General features: G+C 42.1%; 18 protein-coding genes and 1 pseudogene. 8 read left to right on the top strand and 11 right to left on the bottom strand.

Annotated features, from left to right (window positions below):
• Positions 1-83 precede the first annotated feature (83 nt).
• Positions 84-413, top strand: a complete 330-nt coding sequence (locus QUF86_RS07970) for a YuzC family spore coat inner layer protein (protein WP_289333987.1) — start codon at positions 84-86, stop codon at positions 411-413.
• Between the two features lie 58 nt (positions 414-471).
• Here QUF86_RS07970 and QUF86_RS07965 read toward each other — a convergent pair whose 3' ends face one another.
• A complete protein-coding gene (locus tag QUF86_RS07965; RefSeq protein ID WP_289333986.1) occupies positions 472-1977 on the bottom strand; it encodes a leucyl aminopeptidase in 1506 nt (501 codons plus the stop codon).
• A gap of 274 nt (positions 1978-2251) precedes the next feature.
• On the opposite strand from QUF86_RS07965, the gene QUF86_RS07960 reads away from it, so the two are divergent.
• Together QUF86_RS07960 and QUF86_RS07955 are read left to right on the top strand one after the other, a co-directional pair.
• Positions 2252-2734: a divergent PAP2 family protein gene (locus QUF86_RS07960; RefSeq protein WP_289314519.1), complete on the top strand. Its 483-nt coding sequence runs from the start codon at positions 2252-2254 to the stop codon at positions 2732-2734.
• A gap of 9 nt (positions 2735-2743) precedes the next feature.
• Positions 2744-3532: a cobalamin-binding protein gene (locus tag QUF86_RS07955; protein ID WP_289333985.1), complete on the top strand. Its 789-nt coding sequence runs from the start codon at positions 2744-2746 to the stop codon at positions 3530-3532.
• 87 nt (positions 3533-3619) lie between these two features.
• Here QUF86_RS07955 and QUF86_RS07950 read toward each other — a convergent pair whose 3' ends face one another.
• The 4 genes from QUF86_RS07950 to QUF86_RS07935 all read right to left on the bottom strand — a co-directional run bounded on the left by QUF86_RS07950 (position 3620) and on the right by QUF86_RS07935 (position 6774).
• A complete protein-coding gene (locus QUF86_RS07950; protein WP_289314517.1) occupies positions 3620-4312 on the bottom strand; it encodes a 3D domain-containing protein in 693 nt (230 codons plus the stop codon).
• 127 nt (positions 4313-4439) lie between these two features.
• Positions 4440-4757 (bottom strand): YuiB family protein, encoded by a 318-nt coding sequence (locus tag QUF86_RS07945; RefSeq protein WP_289314516.1) that lies wholly within the window; start codon positions 4755-4757, stop codon positions 4440-4442.
• Between the two features lie 107 nt (positions 4758-4864).
• Positions 4865-5347, bottom strand: coding sequence for an NUDIX domain-containing protein (locus QUF86_RS07940; protein WP_421156787.1), 483 nt, complete (start codon positions 5345-5347; stop codon positions 4865-4867).
• A 209-nt stretch (positions 5348-5556) separates the two neighbouring features.
• Entirely contained in the window at positions 5557-6774 is a 1218-nt protein-coding gene (locus QUF86_RS07935; RefSeq protein WP_289314515.1) for an NAD(P)/FAD-dependent oxidoreductase, read from the bottom strand.
• Positions 6775-7250: 476 nt separating this feature from the next.
• Between QUF86_RS07935 and QUF86_RS07930 the strand changes: the two genes are divergently transcribed.
• Complete coding sequence (locus tag QUF86_RS07930; RefSeq protein ID WP_289314514.1) at positions 7251-8243, top strand: NAD(P)/FAD-dependent oxidoreductase; 993 nt, start codon at positions 7251-7253, stop codon at positions 8241-8243.
• Between the two features lie 152 nt (positions 8244-8395).
• On the top strand, positions 8396-9037 hold the full coding sequence (locus tag QUF86_RS07925) for an SDR family oxidoreductase (RefSeq protein WP_289333984.1): 642 nt from the start codon (positions 8396-8398) through the stop codon (positions 9035-9037).
• 69 nt (positions 9038-9106) lie between these two features.
• Here QUF86_RS07925 and QUF86_RS07920 read toward each other — a convergent pair whose 3' ends face one another.
• On the bottom strand, positions 9107-9469 hold the full coding sequence (locus QUF86_RS07920) for a HesB/IscA family protein (protein ID WP_289333983.1): 363 nt from the start codon (positions 9467-9469) through the stop codon (positions 9107-9109).
• Between the two features lie 111 nt (positions 9470-9580).
• Between QUF86_RS07920 and QUF86_RS28585 the strand changes: the two are divergent.
• Positions 9581-9727 (top strand): annotated as a pseudogene (locus tag QUF86_RS28585) (DUF2225 domain-containing protein); the annotation flags it as partial.
• A 96-nt stretch (positions 9728-9823) separates the two neighbouring features.
• Here the strand turns inward: QUF86_RS28585 and QUF86_RS07915 are convergent.
• Positions 9824-10057, bottom strand: coding sequence for a YuzB family protein (locus tag QUF86_RS07915; RefSeq protein ID WP_289314512.1), 234 nt, complete (start codon positions 10055-10057; stop codon positions 9824-9826).
• Between the two features lie 308 nt (positions 10058-10365).
• Here QUF86_RS07915 and QUF86_RS07910 point away from each other — a divergent pair, with 308 nt between their 5' ends.
• On the top strand, positions 10366-11433 hold the full coding sequence (locus QUF86_RS07910; protein WP_289314511.1) for an NAD(P)/FAD-dependent oxidoreductase: 1068 nt from the start codon (positions 10366-10368) through the stop codon (positions 11431-11433).
• Positions 11434-11522: 89 nt separating this feature from the next.
• Here the strand turns inward: QUF86_RS07910 and QUF86_RS07905 are convergent, their stop codons facing one another.
• Entirely contained in the window at positions 11523-11846 is a 324-nt protein-coding gene (locus tag QUF86_RS07905) for a YuzD family protein (RefSeq protein ID WP_289333982.1), read from the bottom strand.
• Positions 11847-12012: 166 nt separating this feature from the next.
• Between QUF86_RS07905 and QUF86_RS07900 the strand changes: the two genes are divergently transcribed.
• Entirely contained in the window at positions 12013-12249 is a 237-nt protein-coding gene (locus QUF86_RS07900; RefSeq protein WP_034310199.1) for a NifU family protein, read from the top strand.
• 196 nt (positions 12250-12445) lie between these two features.
• Here QUF86_RS07900 and thrB read toward each other — a convergent pair whose 3' ends face one another.
• The 3 genes from thrB to QUF86_RS07885 are packed head-to-tail and all read right to left on the bottom strand — an operon-like array spanning position 12446 to position 15743.
• Positions 12446-13390 carry a homoserine kinase gene (gene thrB / locus QUF86_RS07895; RefSeq protein ID WP_289333981.1) on the bottom strand — a complete coding sequence of 315 codons (945 nt, stop codon included), beginning with the start codon at positions 13388-13390 and terminating at the stop codon, positions 12446-12448.
• Positions 13387-14448 (bottom strand): threonine synthase, encoded by a 1062-nt coding sequence (gene thrC / locus QUF86_RS07890; protein WP_289333980.1) that lies wholly within the window; start codon positions 14446-14448, stop codon positions 13387-13389. Before thrC ends, thrB begins: the two co-directional genes overlap by 4 nt.
• On the bottom strand, positions 14445-15743 hold the full coding sequence (locus QUF86_RS07885; protein WP_289314507.1) for a homoserine dehydrogenase: 1299 nt from the start codon (positions 15741-15743) through the stop codon (positions 14445-14447). The genes thrC and QUF86_RS07885 overlap by 4 nt, the downstream gene beginning before the upstream one ends.
• Positions 15744-15931 lie beyond the last annotated feature (188 nt).

Raw genomic sequence — 15931 nt, 5'->3', positions numbered from 1 at the left:
GAAAGGAAGGAAACCTTTTGGAGGATTTCCCTTATTTTTTGTATGACCCCATCCTATTTCCACCTCACGCCGGGGCAATGAATATGAATCGGGAGCGGGGAGGAACATTGCGTCCCTACTCGGCAACCAATCCAGATATGCTAGTTAAATCGGCAAAGACATCACAATCTTTAATGCTTGATGTAAAAAAAGTCATGGATACTTTAGCCACATCCAAGCCTTTTTCAAACCGGCTGATGATTGCTGCCCAAGCATCGAAAATGAGTGTCGTGATCGATATGATCCGAAAGATAGGAATTAAGAACGAACCTGATATCACGTATAACCCCGATGGGATCCGTTTTGATTTCTATCCTAAAGCAGAGGAAGAAAATTGTCATATCATCGTCAGCTTGAAATGGAGGGATGTATAACGTCCAACACCTTTTGGTAAAAAAACCGAAGCCTTTTTTCGGCTTCGGATATTTGGGTTCATTTCGTTTTCGTTTCAAAGGTTTCAACCAATAGTGCAAGCGTTCGTGCCATGATACCGGTAGCCCCCGCCGTGCACAATTCGGAGCTGCTCGAGGTTGTGGATGTTCCGGCAATATCCAGATGGACCCACGGAGTATCTTCGGCAAATTCGCCGATGAAGGCCCCACCCATGATCGCATGCCCTGCCCCGCCAGGTGAATTATTCAAATCGGCTATTTTACTATTGCGTACCCGCTCTTTATCCTTTTCGGTAATCGGCAATCTCCAAATGGGCTCCCCGGCCTCCTCTGAGGCTTTGACCACTTGTTCATAGAATTCCGTGTCATTGGTCATCGCACCCGTCATATCCATGCCCAACGCCGTTATGACACCACCCGTTAGAGTAGCAACGTCAATAAGATAGTCAGCACCATGATGTTTAGCGTAAGTCATGGCATCCGCCAAAACAAGCCGGCCTTCCGCATCCGTATTCAATACCTCTATCGTCTTGCCGCTCATGGCAGTGATCACATCATCTGGCTTGAATGCATCACCGCTGATCATGTTATCAGTGGACGGAATGACAGCCACGACATTTTGATCCGGTCCTAATTCCCCGATAATTTCCATTGCACCTAAAACAGCTGCCGCACCGCCCATATCCGTCTTCATTCCAACGATTCCGGCCTTCGTTTTCAATGAGTATCCACCTGTATCGAATGTGATGCCTTTACCGACCAACCCGATAACATCCTTCCATTCATCTTTACCTTGATACTTCAGGACGATCATTTTCGGAGGCTCGACCGAACCTTGATTGACAGCAAGGAGGGCGCCCATTCCCAACTTGAGCATATCTTCCTTCTCCAGGATTTCCACTTCAAAGCCATATCGTTCACCCAAGGCAGATGAATAATCCGCCAGATCCGTGGAAGTCAACAAATTGCCTGGTGTGTTAACCAATGTTCTTGCTGAATTCGTCGCCCTTCCGAAGATTCTCCCTACATGAAGTGCGGCCCCGACCTCTTCATTATCCGATTCACTGTAAACTGTAATCGATTCAATGCTTTTTTCGACCTGGTTCGATTTTTGCTTGTATCCGTCAAATTTATAGGAAGCAAGCTCAAAGGCCTCTGAACAAGCATGGGCTACATCCAATGCATCCAGGTTTTCAGTCGTGAATGTATCCAAAGCAATCGAAAGCGTCGTAAGCTTGGATTCTTTAATCGTTTTACGGGCTTTCCCCAACGCTTCGCGCAGCGTTTCAAAGGAAAGCTCCTTTTCCTTGCCCAACCCTACAAAAATCAATCTCTTTACGCCTAATTTACCTAATGTATGTATTTTAACTACTGATTTTTTCTTGGAAGAGATTTCTCCCGCTTTAACTAACTCGGTTAACTGACCGTCCAATCGTTCATCGGCTTCTTTCCCTATGCCTGTGAATTTTACGGGTTTGTCAAATATGCCTAGAATCAGGCATTCATCAATCAAATCTATATTCAAGGAATCTTTAACTGTAAACATTCTGCTACCTCCTTCATTCGATTACCTTCATTATAACGAAATTTTCCAAAATTTTCGAATAAGGCACCTTAAAATAATAATAACAAGGGATATTGTTTAGAATGGGTGACTTTAGAGTAATAGTATAAGAAAGATCATATTTATACTTATAACCAGCAGGGAATCGACAGGACCGAATTGAACTAATAATAAGGGCCTTGTACCGAGCAGGATTTCTTATTTACCCATATATGGATTTCATTGTTACTCATAACTAGAAAGAAGGCTGATACTCTTGGAATTATTTCTCAACTTCCCTTTAATTGCAGCATTGATTGCCATTTTCTTTGCTCAATTCATTAAAGTGCCCATCCACTTCATAGCTTTTCGTAAGGTTAACTGGTCACTTCTTAACTCCACAGGCGGTATGCCCAGCTCCCACTCTGCGGCAGTGTCAGCTCTAACAGTAGCAGTAGGGATTGAAACCGGAATGGATTCTCCTGTATTTGCCGTTGCCGCGATCTTTGCCATCATCACGATGTTCGATGCGACAGGAGTGAGACGGCAGGCAGGAGAACAGGCAGCCGTCTTGAATCAGCTCGTCACGGACTTCAATACATTTGTCGAGCAAGCAAAAAACTGGCAGAAAAAAGCAGAAAAGCAGAAACAGCAACAATTAAAGGAACTGTTGGGCCATAAGCCAATCGAGGTATTTTTCGGAGCCTTGACCGGAGTTTTCATTGCACTGGCACTTCACTTTTTCATCTTTCAAGGGTAGGTGGTCAATTTGAAAATAATCTCTCTTTGCCCCAGCAATACGGAACTCTGCACATATCTAGGGATTGAAGATCAGCTGATTGCTATCGATGACTATTCCGATTGGCCCGAAACCATACAGCACCTTCCTAAGGTGGGGCCCGATTTATCGATTGATATCGATCATGTAGAATCACTGAAACCCGATTTGGTGCTCGCTTCCCTGAGTGTACCGGGTATGGAAAAAAATATTGAAGGATTAAAAGAACGGAACCTCCCTCATATCATCTTCAATCCGCAATCACTTGAAGATATAGCAAAAGATTTGCTGATCCTGGGCGAAGCCACGGATTTTAATGATAAAGCAGCGGAACAGGCTGCTAAATTCCGTGAGGCCATCCTTCAATATAAAAACGTCGCCGATAAAATCGAAACGAAGCCGTCCCTATATTGGGAATGGTGGCCAAATCCCTTATTCAGCCCTGGGGGAGTTAACTGGTTAACCGAGATCAGCCTTCTTGCTGGAGGATATAATCTTTTCGAAGATGTGGACATGGCAAGCATTCAAGTCACTTCCGAAGAGGTCCGGAAAAAGGATCCCGACCATATTTGCTTAGCTTGGGTCGGTGTCCCTTTACGAAAAGTGAATCCAGAGCTGGTCAAGAAACGAAAAGGGTGGACCGATATGAAGGCAGTCCGGGATAACAATATCCACATCATGGAAGAACCCTTATTCTGTCGGCCTTCCCCCCGTTTACTGGATGGTCTTTCAAAATTGGCAAAGACTCTTCACCCTGAAGCATACAACGGCTTGGGCTAAGGGATTTTCAAATGAACATGATATCAAAAAGGCTGCCACAATCGGGGCAGCCTTTTTGACCTTCGCTGGACTTTATCCATCATTTCATTAAAAAGCAAAGGATGATACATTCTCGTTCAATGTTTTTTCAGCGATTTTAGGCTTGAAAACCTGCCTGATCCTGGTTTCGTTCAGCTTTTTTAACTGTTCTTCAGATAATTCGCCGTTCCCTTTTTGCACAACATATACTTCAAGGGTTTTCTTTCCCCAGTTCTCGTACACGTCTTGTACCGTTTCGTAGTATAGATCCAGGTGATTGCCTTTGATCGCGCCACCCTTGTCCGCTACAACCCCATATCCATAGCCCGGAATCCAAAGGATGGTTCCGAGAGGAAATACGGCAAGATCAGCTGCAATGGTGGAAAACAGATCCCTTTTCACCTTCACCCCTGAATAAGTGATTCCATAAGATGGGCTCTCCGGGAACTTTCCGGTTGATTCATACCCTGCTGTATATCCTGTAGCCAAAACTTCGTGCTTCGGGTATTTAGAGAGCTCGATTGCCTCCGCTATCGTCGTTGGACCATTGCTCAGGGATGCGGATGCCACTAGCGTTGCCACTTGGCCACCACTATGGATGGCTTTGTATTCGAGACCAAGCATTCGATTTTGTCTCATCGCCTCTTCAAAGAGATGATTGTCCGACTCAGCTCCAAAAACATGATTTAAGGTTGATTCGATGGCCAAGATAAATAATATGATAATAGCAACCCTCAAAAATAATGCCTTTACAATCTTCATATGTAATAGTTCCACTCCTCTCACAAGGATATTTGTTCCCTTTCCCGAGTGAAAGTATTCATAAAGAATGAAAACAACCATTTTTTCTTACAAAAAAGGACCTCCATAAATGAAGGCCCTTCCCAATTCAAAACATTTGATATCCTTTATTCCTTAAAACCCTAATGACCACACCAGCTAAAACCGCGCCAAGCAGCCCACTCGATAAAATCATGATATCTGCCATATGTAAGGATGTTAGGTTCGTTCCAAGATGTGAAAAAGATATTCCCGGATTTCTGAAATATTCTATTAGCTTTGTTTCATTGACAATGATGATGAAGACGATTGGAAATAAGATGACCATGATCCACGAAGAACGAAAGAGCATATTCAGCAAAAAGCCAATTCCGAAAAACAGTATGAAAAATAAGAGTATTGAGATAATTAAAACAGGCAATGGCATGTTATTCTTGACCCTCCTTAAAAGCGACACCTTTAGTTTACTGAAAAAATAATTGCTACGTCAACGACTTATACCAAATAATACCGAAGAAAAGATAATTACCCAAATCACATGAATAATTTATAGGATGTATAGCCAAATTGATCTCCCGGATTCAATCCGTCAAGCATCGTCTGCATTCTTTCCTTTTTAAACGCTAAAAGCTGTTCCAATAGTAAAGATTGCTTCCCCTCCTGCACGAGTAATTCAGGGTCATAAAATTTAGCTTCATATAATTCATCCAATTGAGCGGTGACTTCAAAACTGAGCGGTTTAAGTAAAAATACAAACATATTATCACTTATATCCCCTTTGATGACTCCACTTCTCACTCCTACAATACCTTCGATTTCTGTATGAATACCCGTCTCCTCCAACACTTCCCTTACGACAGCTTCATCAACGGTTTCATCATTTTTGACAAAACCAGCCGGAAGTGACCACTGCCCTTTCAATCCGCCATACCTTTTGTTCACGACAAGCCACTCACCTTTATCAGATATCACAAGGCCGGACACTGCCAGCCAAACATTTTTGCATCGTTCCACCAAAACCCACTTCCCCTACATTCATTATAAGCAGTATAAACTCCAAACCGCATAAGAACATACGATGATTTTAAAGCTGTCATCCTTATCCCCATTATATTCCACATACGAAAGGTGCATACTCCTAGCTTTCATGGGACGCTCACTCGAGAGAACCTAAGAAAAAGCCATTCAAGGATTCCCCAAATGGCCATTATTTATAAATCAAAAAATTAAAGGACGTTGAATTTACCTTTTTTAGCAACCAGGGAAGCTCCGCCAATCATTAACAATGCTCTGTTATCGACCATTTTCTTCATGAATGATGCAGTCTTACCTGTAACTTTCTTGCCGAATACAACACCGATCGCATTGTTTTCACCAAGTGAACATACCGTTCCTTTGTTTTCGAAAGTGAACGTTTCAAGGTCGCTTTCGTTACGAACCAATTTAGTCAGGTTCTTCGCAATGACCTCACCTTGTTGCATGGCGATTTGTGCAGTTGGTGGATATGGACGATTAATTTCTTCGTTGATGATCAAAGCGCAATCCCCTACGATGAAAATATCGTCATGACCCGGTGCACGCATGTCAAGGTTCACTTTGATACGTCCACGCATAGCTTCAAAACCAGAAGCCTCAATCACGGAGTTACCACGTACGCCAGCTGCCCATACAACGGTTCCCGCCTTGATTTCTTCCACTTCATCTTCGCCTTTTGCCACGATGATACCTTCAGGAGTTGCCCCCTTGATCGGTGTACCGATTTTGAATTCCACACCTTTTTTCTCAAGGTAAGAAACTGCATAATCCACCAATTCCGGATCGAATCCAGGTAGGACGGCCGGTGCTGCCTCCACACAGTACATACGAACCTTTTGGAAATCGATGTCATATTCTTTACAAAGTTCAGGAACACGATTAGCTAATTCGCCAAGGAACTCGATACCCGTAAATCCTGCTCCGCCAACGACGATCGTCAATCGGTCTTCATTCTTCTCGACCTCAGAACTGTACGTAGCAAATTGCAATTGGATATGGTCACGGATTTTACGAGCAGTGTTCACATTGGAGATGGAGAAAGCATATTCTTTTAGCCCTTGGATCCCGAATGTTTCCGATTCCGGTCCAAGTCCAATCACTAGGTAATCATAAGAAATTTCGCCGTTTTCAAGGATGACTTTTTTGTCTTCTGTTTTCACTTCCAAAACAGAATCTTGGATGAATTTAACTTTGCTGCCGTTAATGACACTTTTGATTGGATAGCGCACACGATCATGATGAAGCGTTCCAGCAGATGCTTCATGCAGCCATGTTGTTTCATAGTGGTAATCATTTTTGTTAACTAATACGATTTCTGCTTCATTTTGACCTAATGCCTTCTGTAAGCGAGTAACGGTCATCAATCCACCATAACCTGCTCCTAAAACAACGATAGTTGGCTTTTTCAAAAGTATTCGTCCACCTTTACGATATTTTCTTGTGATGCTTTCCATAACTAAAATCTATTGTGTATCTTATTAATTTCCATTATAAAAAGCACTCTTATACATTTGTGACGTATTTCACGTAACAATTCGTAATTGTAATAAAAAATTCATAAAAATTTTACCAAATGATGTCTAAGTAAATATTAGTCTTTTTCCATACCTTTTTCAAGTAACAAACTGAACTTTTTAGCGTTAAAATAAAGCTTAAAAACGTTACTTTTCACCCGGTTACTGACCATATTTTTTCTATATGTTCAATCATGGTAAAGAGTATTTTTACCCACTTATGAAAGAGGGTGAACAGTATTCATCATGTGACTGCTCATATATAGTCAAAACTTTCTCACTTTTCTAATCTTTCTCCGCTTTTTAAAAGATCATCTATGTTAAAATAAAAGAATAAATTTCAGCAAACCTAGTATATCGGAGGGATAACGTTGGAAGTTAATGAAAAAGTTTATGATATTACCATCATTGGCGGAGGCCCGGTTGGATTATTTACTGCATTTTATGGCGGCATGAGACAGGCATCCGTAAAAATCATCGAGAGCCTGCCACAATTAGGCGGACAATTGTCGGCCCTTTATCCTGAGAAATTCATCTATGATATCGCAGGTTTCCCAAAAGTGCGTGCTCAGGAGCTAGTGAATAATTTGAAAGAACAAATGGCAAAGTTTGAACAGGATGTTGTCTTGGAGCAAGCCGTTCAAGAAGTGGAAAAGCAAGCCGACGGAGTTTTCAAGTTAACGACGGATAAAGAAATCCATTACTCCAAAACCATTATCATCACAGCTGGAAATGGGGCTTTCCAACCCCGCCGCATCGAAATTGATGATGCAAAAAAATATGAAAGCAGCAACCTTCATTATTTCATCGACGACCTCAATCATTTTGCTGGCAAAAAAGTGGTGGTATTCGGAGGTGGGGATTCAGCAGTGGACTGGGCACTTATGCTGGAGCCGATCGCCGAGAAAGTGAGCATCATTCATAGAAGAGATAAATTCCGTGCCCACGAACATAGTGTAGAGAACCTTAAACATTCAAAAGTTGAAATAAAGACTCCTTACATACCTTCAGAATTGATTGGTACAGACGGCCGGATCAATACAGTTGTCATCAAGGATACAAACGGTGAAGATACAGAGACGATGGAGGTAGATGCAGTCATCGTCAACTACGGCTTCGTTTCCTCCCTTGGTCCCATCAAGGAATGGGGACTTGATATCCAGAAGAACAGTATTTTGGTGAATTCCAGAATGGAAACGAATATCCCAGGAATTTATGCCGCAGGTGATATCGCAACATACGATGGCAAGGTCAAATTGATTGCAAGTGGTTTTGGTGAGGCACCCACTGCCGTCAATCACGCAAAACAATATATTGACCCAAAAGCAAAAGTCCAGCCAATGCACAGTTCTTCCATGTTTTAAAATTACGCAAAAACCCGGCTTTCGTAGCCGGGTTTTTTTGTCCCCAATTCCATGATTGTGGATAACTGTTTTTCATTAGTTATCCACAATGCTTAACCTTGTTATTCTAAGGGTAGAGAGTAGGAGAAGACTTGAAAGGAGAATGCCCATATATGAATATTTTAATTGCTGGAGCCAATGGAACGACCGGAAAGCAGATCATTGGGGAATTATCAAAAAATCCACAAATGAATGTATTCGGAATGATCCGGAAAGAGGAACAGGCTCAAACGATAAAAGAACTCGGCGGGCATCCAATTCTTGCAGATTTAGAGGGAAATGTGGATAAAGCAGTGGATAACATGGAAGCCATCATTTTCGCAGCCGGATCTGGACCAAAAACGGGACCGGATAAAACGACGGCTGTGGATAAGAATGGGGCGATTAAACTAGTTGATGCCGCCAAAAAGAAAGGGATCGAACGTTTTATCATGTTAAGCTCTGTCGGTACTGATGATCCGGAACAAGCCCAAGAAGGGATGCGCCATTATCTTGAAGCAAAACATGATGCCGATGAATATTTAAAAGCAAGCGGGCTGACATACACGATTGTCCGGCCGGTTGCATTGACAAATGAACAAGCTATCGGAAAAATCTTTGCTGAAGCAAAAGTGGACCATGCCAACAAATCCATTCCAAGAGCAGATGTCGCCTCCGTTCTTGCCCAATCAATCACAGCGGAAAATACGTTCAATAAGACATTCGAGATTTTCAGCGGTACCTCTCCAATCAAGGAAGCCCTTAACAATATTTAAAATAGGAAATAAGCATGAAAAAGGGGCGCACTTGTTAAAGTGCCCCCCCTTTTTAAATGAACCAGTTTGTTAGCAATTCTTCGGTGTACCGGCGTTTTTTGCCGTTTTGAAGGAAGACCCACAACCGCATGAAGCGATGGCATTTGGATTTTCGATCGTAAAGCCTCCGCCCATCATCGTTTGTTTATAATCAATTACCGTTCCATTTAATATATCGGCATCCCCGTTATCAACAAGGATCTTTATTTCAAACTGCTCCAGTTGGCTATCTTTTTCTCCGGGCTCTTCTTCAAAACCCATTCCGTAGGATAATCCACTGCAGCCCCCGCCTTTAACGGCCACTCTTAAAAAGGAACCCTCTTCACCATTTTGTTTCATCATTTCTTTTATCTGAAAAGCAGCAGCTTCCGTTATTTGAACAACTTCACTCACAATAAACCCCTCCTTCTTAAGATATGTGAGATAGAACTATTTCTCTTTATAGTATATACCAAAGAATTTCCCACGCTCAATTTTCCAGCTTGAAAAAACTCATATTCCCGCACTTATTTTACCCATTTACGGATTGCCTGGCTATACAGAATCAATCAAACAAAGGACCAAGAAGGAAGATTCTTGAGATTCGCACTTAAGGAATATGAAGCATCCTATTTAAAGGGGACTTGGACTTTAGCGTACTCAGGCATCTGAAGCCAGAATCCTCTAACTCGCTGGAGACATTTCAAAAAGGACAGGGAATGAAAAGGCTGTCCCAAGAGGAGCAGCCTTTTCATTCGCCGTTGATGATTACATTTCAAATTCATCAATGAACTTATATATTTTATCTACCAATTCATCCGTTGTGTCGCCGGAAACCACTTCACCGTTTACTAGTGCATATAAGTTACTGGAGCATTTGCCGCAATATCCCAAACAACCATATTCTATGATATCTAAATTTGGATCCCTCTCCAATCTTTCCAGAGCCTCTTGAGCACCGCTGGCTAGATTGCTTACGCAAAATTCAATAATCGGGTACATTGTTTCACCTCACAGTTACTAACAAATCATCTTATTACTTTTCCCAGTTACAGTCAATATTTACGCATAAAAAGTAAGCTGATTTCAAGATATCGGTTGTGATTTCCTTTTATATTCGTTATACTTTTGTCGGGGTACGTAAAAAAAGAAAATTATCTAATTTTTTATTCTTACTACTAATTGGGGTATATATATTTAATTAAACTTTAAAAGGGTTCATTTGGGGGAATCCTATAGTTGGATACTTGTTTTCACAAGTGAAGCATTTTTTCAAATTTTTCAAGAGATCAAATAAAGGGGAAAATCATATGAAGAATTTAGTCATACTTGGTGGTGGGTATGGTGGTATGCGCATGTTGCAAAGATTGCTGCCTAATCAGCTGCCTGAAAATGTGAGCATCACGCTTATCGACCGTAATCCTTATCACTGCTTAAAAACGGAATATTATGCTTTAGCAGCAGGTACCATTCCTGATCAGCACATCCGTGTTGCATTTCCTGAACATCCTCGCTTGAAGAACGTATACGGAGAAGTACTTTCCATCGATATGGAAAATAAACAGGTCATTATAGAAAACCAAGATCCTGTCGTTTATGATGATTTAGTCATTGGCCTTGGCTGTGAAGATAAATACCACAATATTCCTGGAGCAGACACACATACCTATAGTATCCAAACAATCGATAAATCACGTAGCACATATTCAGCTTTGAATAATTTGGGTGCAGGTGCAACCGTTTCTATCGTTGGTGGCGGACTTAGTGGTGTTGAGCTAGCAAGTGAATTAATTGAAAGCCGTTCAGATTTGAACGTTAAGCTATTTGACCGTGGACCGCATATACTATCTGCTTTCCCAGAAAGATTAAGTACCTTTGTCGAATCTTGGTTCGATAAACATACAATCGAAATCATCCATCATTCAAATATAACCAAAGTTGAGCCAAACCTTCTTTATAATGGTGACGAAGCCGTTCAAAGTGACGTCATCGTCTGGACAGCGGGAATTCAACCAAGCAAAATCATCCGCGATATGGATATTGAAAAAGATCGTCAAGGAAGAGCCGTTCTGACTCCTCAGCATTTCCTTCCTAATAATGACAGCATCTTTGTGGTCGGCGACTGTGCGAGCCTGCCTCATGCACCTAGTGCTCAATTGGCGGAGTCCCAAGCTGAACAAATCGTCCAAGTCCTTGTGAAGAAATGGGCAAATGAACCACTTCCAGAAAGCTTCCCTACCATGAAATTAAAAGGGACATTAGGTTCCCTTGGGAAGAAACAAGGTTTTGGTCTTGTTGCAAATCGCCCTATCACCGGAAGAGTGGCACGTCTAATGAAATCAGGCATTCTTTGGATGTATAAATACCATAACGGTTGATTTCAAGACCTTCATATGCCACACATTTCATAAACTGGCCCATGGAGCTGCGAGCAGCTCATTATGGGTCGGTTTTTTAATTTCTTCCATTATATAGTGTATCCGTATTTTTCCATCGTTTCCACCACTTTTTTGAGACGCACATTTCCTTCTGCAATGATCTCACCTTCGATGAGGACCAGTGGATAAAATAAATCTTCTTCGATCATCTTCGCGGCAAAGTTCTTTTGCTTAAGCGTTTCTGGGGGATTATACATATCTATATAGGATATTTTGAATTTCTGCTCAGGAAACTTTCTCGTTAAAGCGGCTTCAAGCCACTCACAGGTATCTTTTGAAGATGGGAGATTCACACAACTCGCGCAAATTTGCTCCGCTCCATACACTTCTATCTCAATTTCTTTCATTACCATACTCTTCCTCCTTCATTTTAGTATTTCTGCTTCATTTTGAATAATGTTTAAAAACTTCACCTATTTCCATCATACCAGAATAATATAGATTATATTTCCGCAAAGTTACAGTTGGATTTTTTACTACCTTCGCTTTATAATATGATTAGGAAAGGAGTCGATTGCAATGTCTGAACAAACAATGGAAGTTCAAGTTCAAGAAGTCCTAGATAAACTTCGTCCGTTTCTTCTTCGTGATGGCGGTGACTGTGAACTAGTTGACGTAGAAGATGGAATTGTAAAATTACGATTACTAGGAGCCTGCGGAAGCTGTCCTAGTTCGACCATTACGCTAAAAGCTGGGATTGAGCGTGCCCTTCTTGAAGAAGTTCCTGGTGTAGTGGAAGTAGAACAAGTTTTCTAATAGCCCTTTAAATAACATGCAGCGTATGGATGAAGGATCACTTCATCTATACACGTTCAACCTTTTTTCATGCAGGCCGGAACTTTTCCTGGACTGTAGTAAAAAATAAAGCTGACTCGGCTTTTGCCCTATCAAATGAATTGATACGGCTTGACGCGAGTCAGCTTTTTTATATGGAAAGTAAATGAAATGCGGCTCACGATTTCAAAAATTTCAATTCCTTTTTTTCCTGTTCTGAAAGGATTGCCGTATAACTGCCAACATTATCTATTTCCAATTCTTTCGCAAGATATTCCGGAAATTTTTCCTTCAATCCAGTGAGCACACTTTCGCATTTTTCTGCGGATGCCAAGCATAATACAGTGGGGCCTGCTCCGCTTAGGGCTGCACCAAATCCACCTTTTTTAAGGACGACCTCTTCTATAAGTGCTAAATGAGGGACTAACCCCGCTCTAAAAGGTTGATGGAATCGATCGCTTTGCATCATTTCACCAACAAGCTTCCAATCTTTCGATAAGACTCCTGCAAGCAATACATTTGCGGCTGCACTTCCGCTTATCGCATCTTTATAGGAAAGTGAATTAGGAAGGACATTTCTTGAATCCTCAGTAAGCAATTCAAAATTGGGAATGACAGCAATCACCTTAACTCCCTCGATCGGAAACGACACGACATCCGTTCTCTCCTCTGTATGCAGGCCCACTACCAATCCACCATAAACAGATGCCCCTGCATTATCCGGATGCCCTTCAAAGAGGGAAGCATGCCTATTCTTTTCATCAACGGATAAATGGAGTTCACCAACGATGTTCGCTAATTCAATCCCCGCTACGATGGCGGAGGCACTGCTTCCAAGACCCCGTGCCAGGGGAATTTCACTAGAGACGAAAAGCCGGCATGGGGATAGTTCCTTTCCATAATAAGCCGCCGTTTCCTTAGCAACTTTAACGATAAAATTACGATCATCCCTTGGAAAAACAGACATTTCCTCTGATAGTGGAACGACTTCCCAATGATCTGATGAAGATCCGTGTATTTCCAAGTAAAGTCCTAGTGCCAAGCCGATGGAATCGAATCCTGGTCCTAAGTTGGCCGTACTCGCCGGTACACGGATCAAGAACATCTCGGAATCTGCACTCATGCCTGTTTCACACCCTGCAGATGTTCTAATATGACCTCTTCGTCCATTGGCAACAATGTCGGTTGAATCGTGCTAGTATCGACTGCCACATTCGGATCTTTCAATCCATTTCCAGTCAACACCGCAACAATCTTGCTTCCTTTTTTGATTTCACCGCTTTTTAATTGTTTATAGATGCCTGCAATGGAAGCACATGAGGCTGGCTCTGCAAATACCCCTTCTTTTTTAGCGAGGAAATGATAGGCTTCCAGAATTTCTTCGTCTGTCACCTCATCAATTTTACCTTGGGATTCTTTTGCCGCTTCGACAGCAAAGTTCCAACTTGCAGGATTCCCAATCCGGATGGCTGTTGCAATGGTTTCGGGATTTTCAATAATGGTATCCCTGACAATTGCAGCCGCACCCTCCGCTTCGAACCCTCTCATTTCAGGTAGGCCCGTTTGTTTCGATTCATTATATTCTTTAAACCCTTTCCAGTAAGCAGTTATATTACCTGCATTCCCGACTGGAAGCGCCAAAATATCCGGTGCAGAGCCTAGAGCATCACAAATTTCGAAAGCCGCCGTCTTCTGCCCTTCGATCCGGTATGGGTTGACAGAATTCACAAGGGTGATCGGTGAGCTCTCACTAAGTGAACGGACGATTTTTAAAGCCTGGTCGAAGTTCCCTTCGATAGAGATTATTTCTGCTCCGTACATAACTGCTTGTGCAAGCTTACCCATGGCTATTTTACCTTCTGGAATGACAACGATACAGCGCAGGTTGGCACGGGCGGCATAAGCCGCTGCGGCTGCCGATGTATTCCCAGTAGAAGCACAGATGATCGTGTCGCTACCTGCTTCGATCGCTTTTGCGACAGCCATGACCATTCCGCGATCTTTAAACGACCCAGTTGGATTAGCTCCTTCATATTTTACATGTAAGTCGATTCCCCACTCTTCGGATAATCGATTCAGTCTGATTAAAGGTGTATTCCCCTCCAACAGGGATAGTGCAGGTGTATTTTCATTGACAGGTAAAAAATCTTTATATGTGCTTATAAGTCCTTGCCAGCTCATTTGATGTCCTCTCCTTCAACTCTATATGTGCTTTTCACTTCTCTTACCATATTGTAATCATTTAATTTCTGTATAATTTGCTCAAATGCTGCCAAAGTGGCTGTATGCGTAACTAATACGATTTCGGAAGATTCCTTTTCATCCAGCGGCAATTGAAGGATTTTATCGAATCCTACCCCATGCTCGGCAAATAAATTCGTGATTCTGGCTAAAACGCCAACTTCATCCTGAACATGCAATCGAATGAAGAACTTAGCGAAAATCTCAGTGGCATCTTTTAATTGTTTCGGGTACTGCGGTGAAACGGCACTGCGGCCATTTACGCCCAGCCTCATATTCTTGATGACCGTCACCATATCCGAAACGACTGCAGTCGCAGTCGGAAGACTTCCTGCTCCCGGTCCGTAAAACATCGTTTCCCCTACAGCTTCCCCATAAACGTATACCGCATTATACTCATTATTTACCGATGCTAAAGGATGTGCTTCCGGAAGAAGTGCAGGCTGGACACTTACTTCGACCCTATCCCCTGCCCTGGAAGCGACGCCAATCAATTTCATCGTATATCCAAGCTTTTTACTATATCTCAAATCCTCTTCGGATATATCGGTTATTCCCTGTACCTCAACATCATTCAAGCCAATGTTCATTGAGAACCCGAGTGTGGATAGTATCGCCATTTTACGGGCTGCATCCAATCCCCCTACATCTGCTGTCGGATCCGCTTCAGCAAATCCCAGCTCCTGGGCTTCCTTCAATACGTCATCATAAGCTCTGCCTTCCTTGCTCATTTTCGTTAAAATGAAGTTTGTCGTCCCATTGACGATTCCCATCATTTTCGTGATGCGGTCAGAAGATAATCCATCGACAAGACCTCTTAGAATCGGAATTCCCCCTGCAACACTTGCTTCATAGAACAAATCACATTGATTCTCGGTGGCCAATTCCAACAGTTCCGGTCCATATAGAGCCATTAGGTCTTTATTGGCCGTAACGATATGCTTTTTATTTTTTATTGCTTCTATCAGATAACCGCGTGTTTCTTCAATTCCACCCATGACTTCAATTACAACATCAATCTCGGGATTCGAAAGGATATCCTCAGGTTTGTCAGTTAACATATCTTTATCAACCTCGACAAGCCGCTCCTTAGTCGTGTCCTTGACCAGTATCTTCTTAATGGATATGGAACAGCCCACTTGATGCATGAGCTTGTCCTGATGACTTTCAATGATTTGTACGACTCCTGATCCAACTGTACCTAACCCCAATAAACCGATCGAGATGGCTTTCATATTTGGTTCCCCCTTAAAAACTGTTTACCTGTAGAAAACATTTGTATTTGTATAGTAGACATTATAAGTTTAATTCATATAATTATCAATAGTTAGAAAAGATAGATGAACGAACTTTTTTTGTCCATCCCTTGAACGAGTAAGAACGGCTAAAGCTAATTTTTTTATGGGAAAACCATTTTGAAGAT

The organism is Peribacillus sp. NJ11 (genome assembly GCF_030348405.1).
Classification (GTDB): Bacteria; Bacillota; Bacilli; order Bacillales; family DSM-1321; genus Peribacillus.
This window is presented reverse-complemented; position numbering and strand designations above follow the sequence as displayed.

Bases quoted from the DNA above. Each gene is read 5' to 3' on its own strand.
- QUF86_RS07970 (WP_289333987.1), top strand. From the start codon at position 84: ATGAATCGGGAGCGGGGAGGAACATTGCGTCCCTACTCGGCAACCAAT.
- QUF86_RS07965 (WP_289333986.1), bottom strand. From the start codon at position 1,977: ATGTTTACAGTTAAAGATTCCTTGAATATAGATTTGATTGATGAATGC.
- QUF86_RS07950 (WP_289314517.1), bottom strand. From the start codon at position 4,312: ATGAAGATTGTAAAGGCATTATTTTTGAGGGTTGCTATTATCATATTA.
- QUF86_RS07945 (WP_289314516.1), bottom strand. From the start codon at position 4,757: ATGCCATTGCCTGTTTTAATTATCTCAATACTCTTATTTTTCATACTG.
- QUF86_RS07925 (WP_289333984.1), top strand. From the start codon at position 8,396: ATGAATATTTTAATTGCTGGAGCCAATGGAACGACCGGAAAGCAGATC.
- QUF86_RS07915 (WP_289314512.1), bottom strand. From the start codon at position 10,057: ATGTACCCGATTATTGAATTTTGCGTAAGCAATCTAGCCAGCGGTGCT.
- QUF86_RS07910 (WP_289314511.1), top strand. From the start codon at position 10,366: ATGAAGAATTTAGTCATACTTGGTGGTGGGTATGGTGGTATGCGCATG.
- QUF86_RS07905 (WP_289333982.1), bottom strand. From the start codon at position 11,846: ATGGTAATGAAAGAAATTGAGATAGAAGTGTATGGAGCGGAGCAAATT.
- QUF86_RS07900 (WP_034310199.1), top strand. From the start codon at position 12,013: ATGTCTGAACAAACAATGGAAGTTCAAGTTCAAGAAGTCCTAGATAAA.
- thrB (WP_289333981.1), bottom strand. From the start codon at position 13,390: ATGAGTGCAGATTCCGAGATGTTCTTGATCCGTGTACCGGCGAGTACG.
- thrC (WP_289333980.1), bottom strand. From the start codon at position 14,448: ATGAGCTGGCAAGGACTTATAAGCACATATAAAGATTTTTTACCTGTC.
- QUF86_RS07885 (WP_289314507.1), bottom strand. From the start codon at position 15,743: ATGAAAGCCATCTCGATCGGTTTATTGGGGTTAGGTACAGTTGGATCA.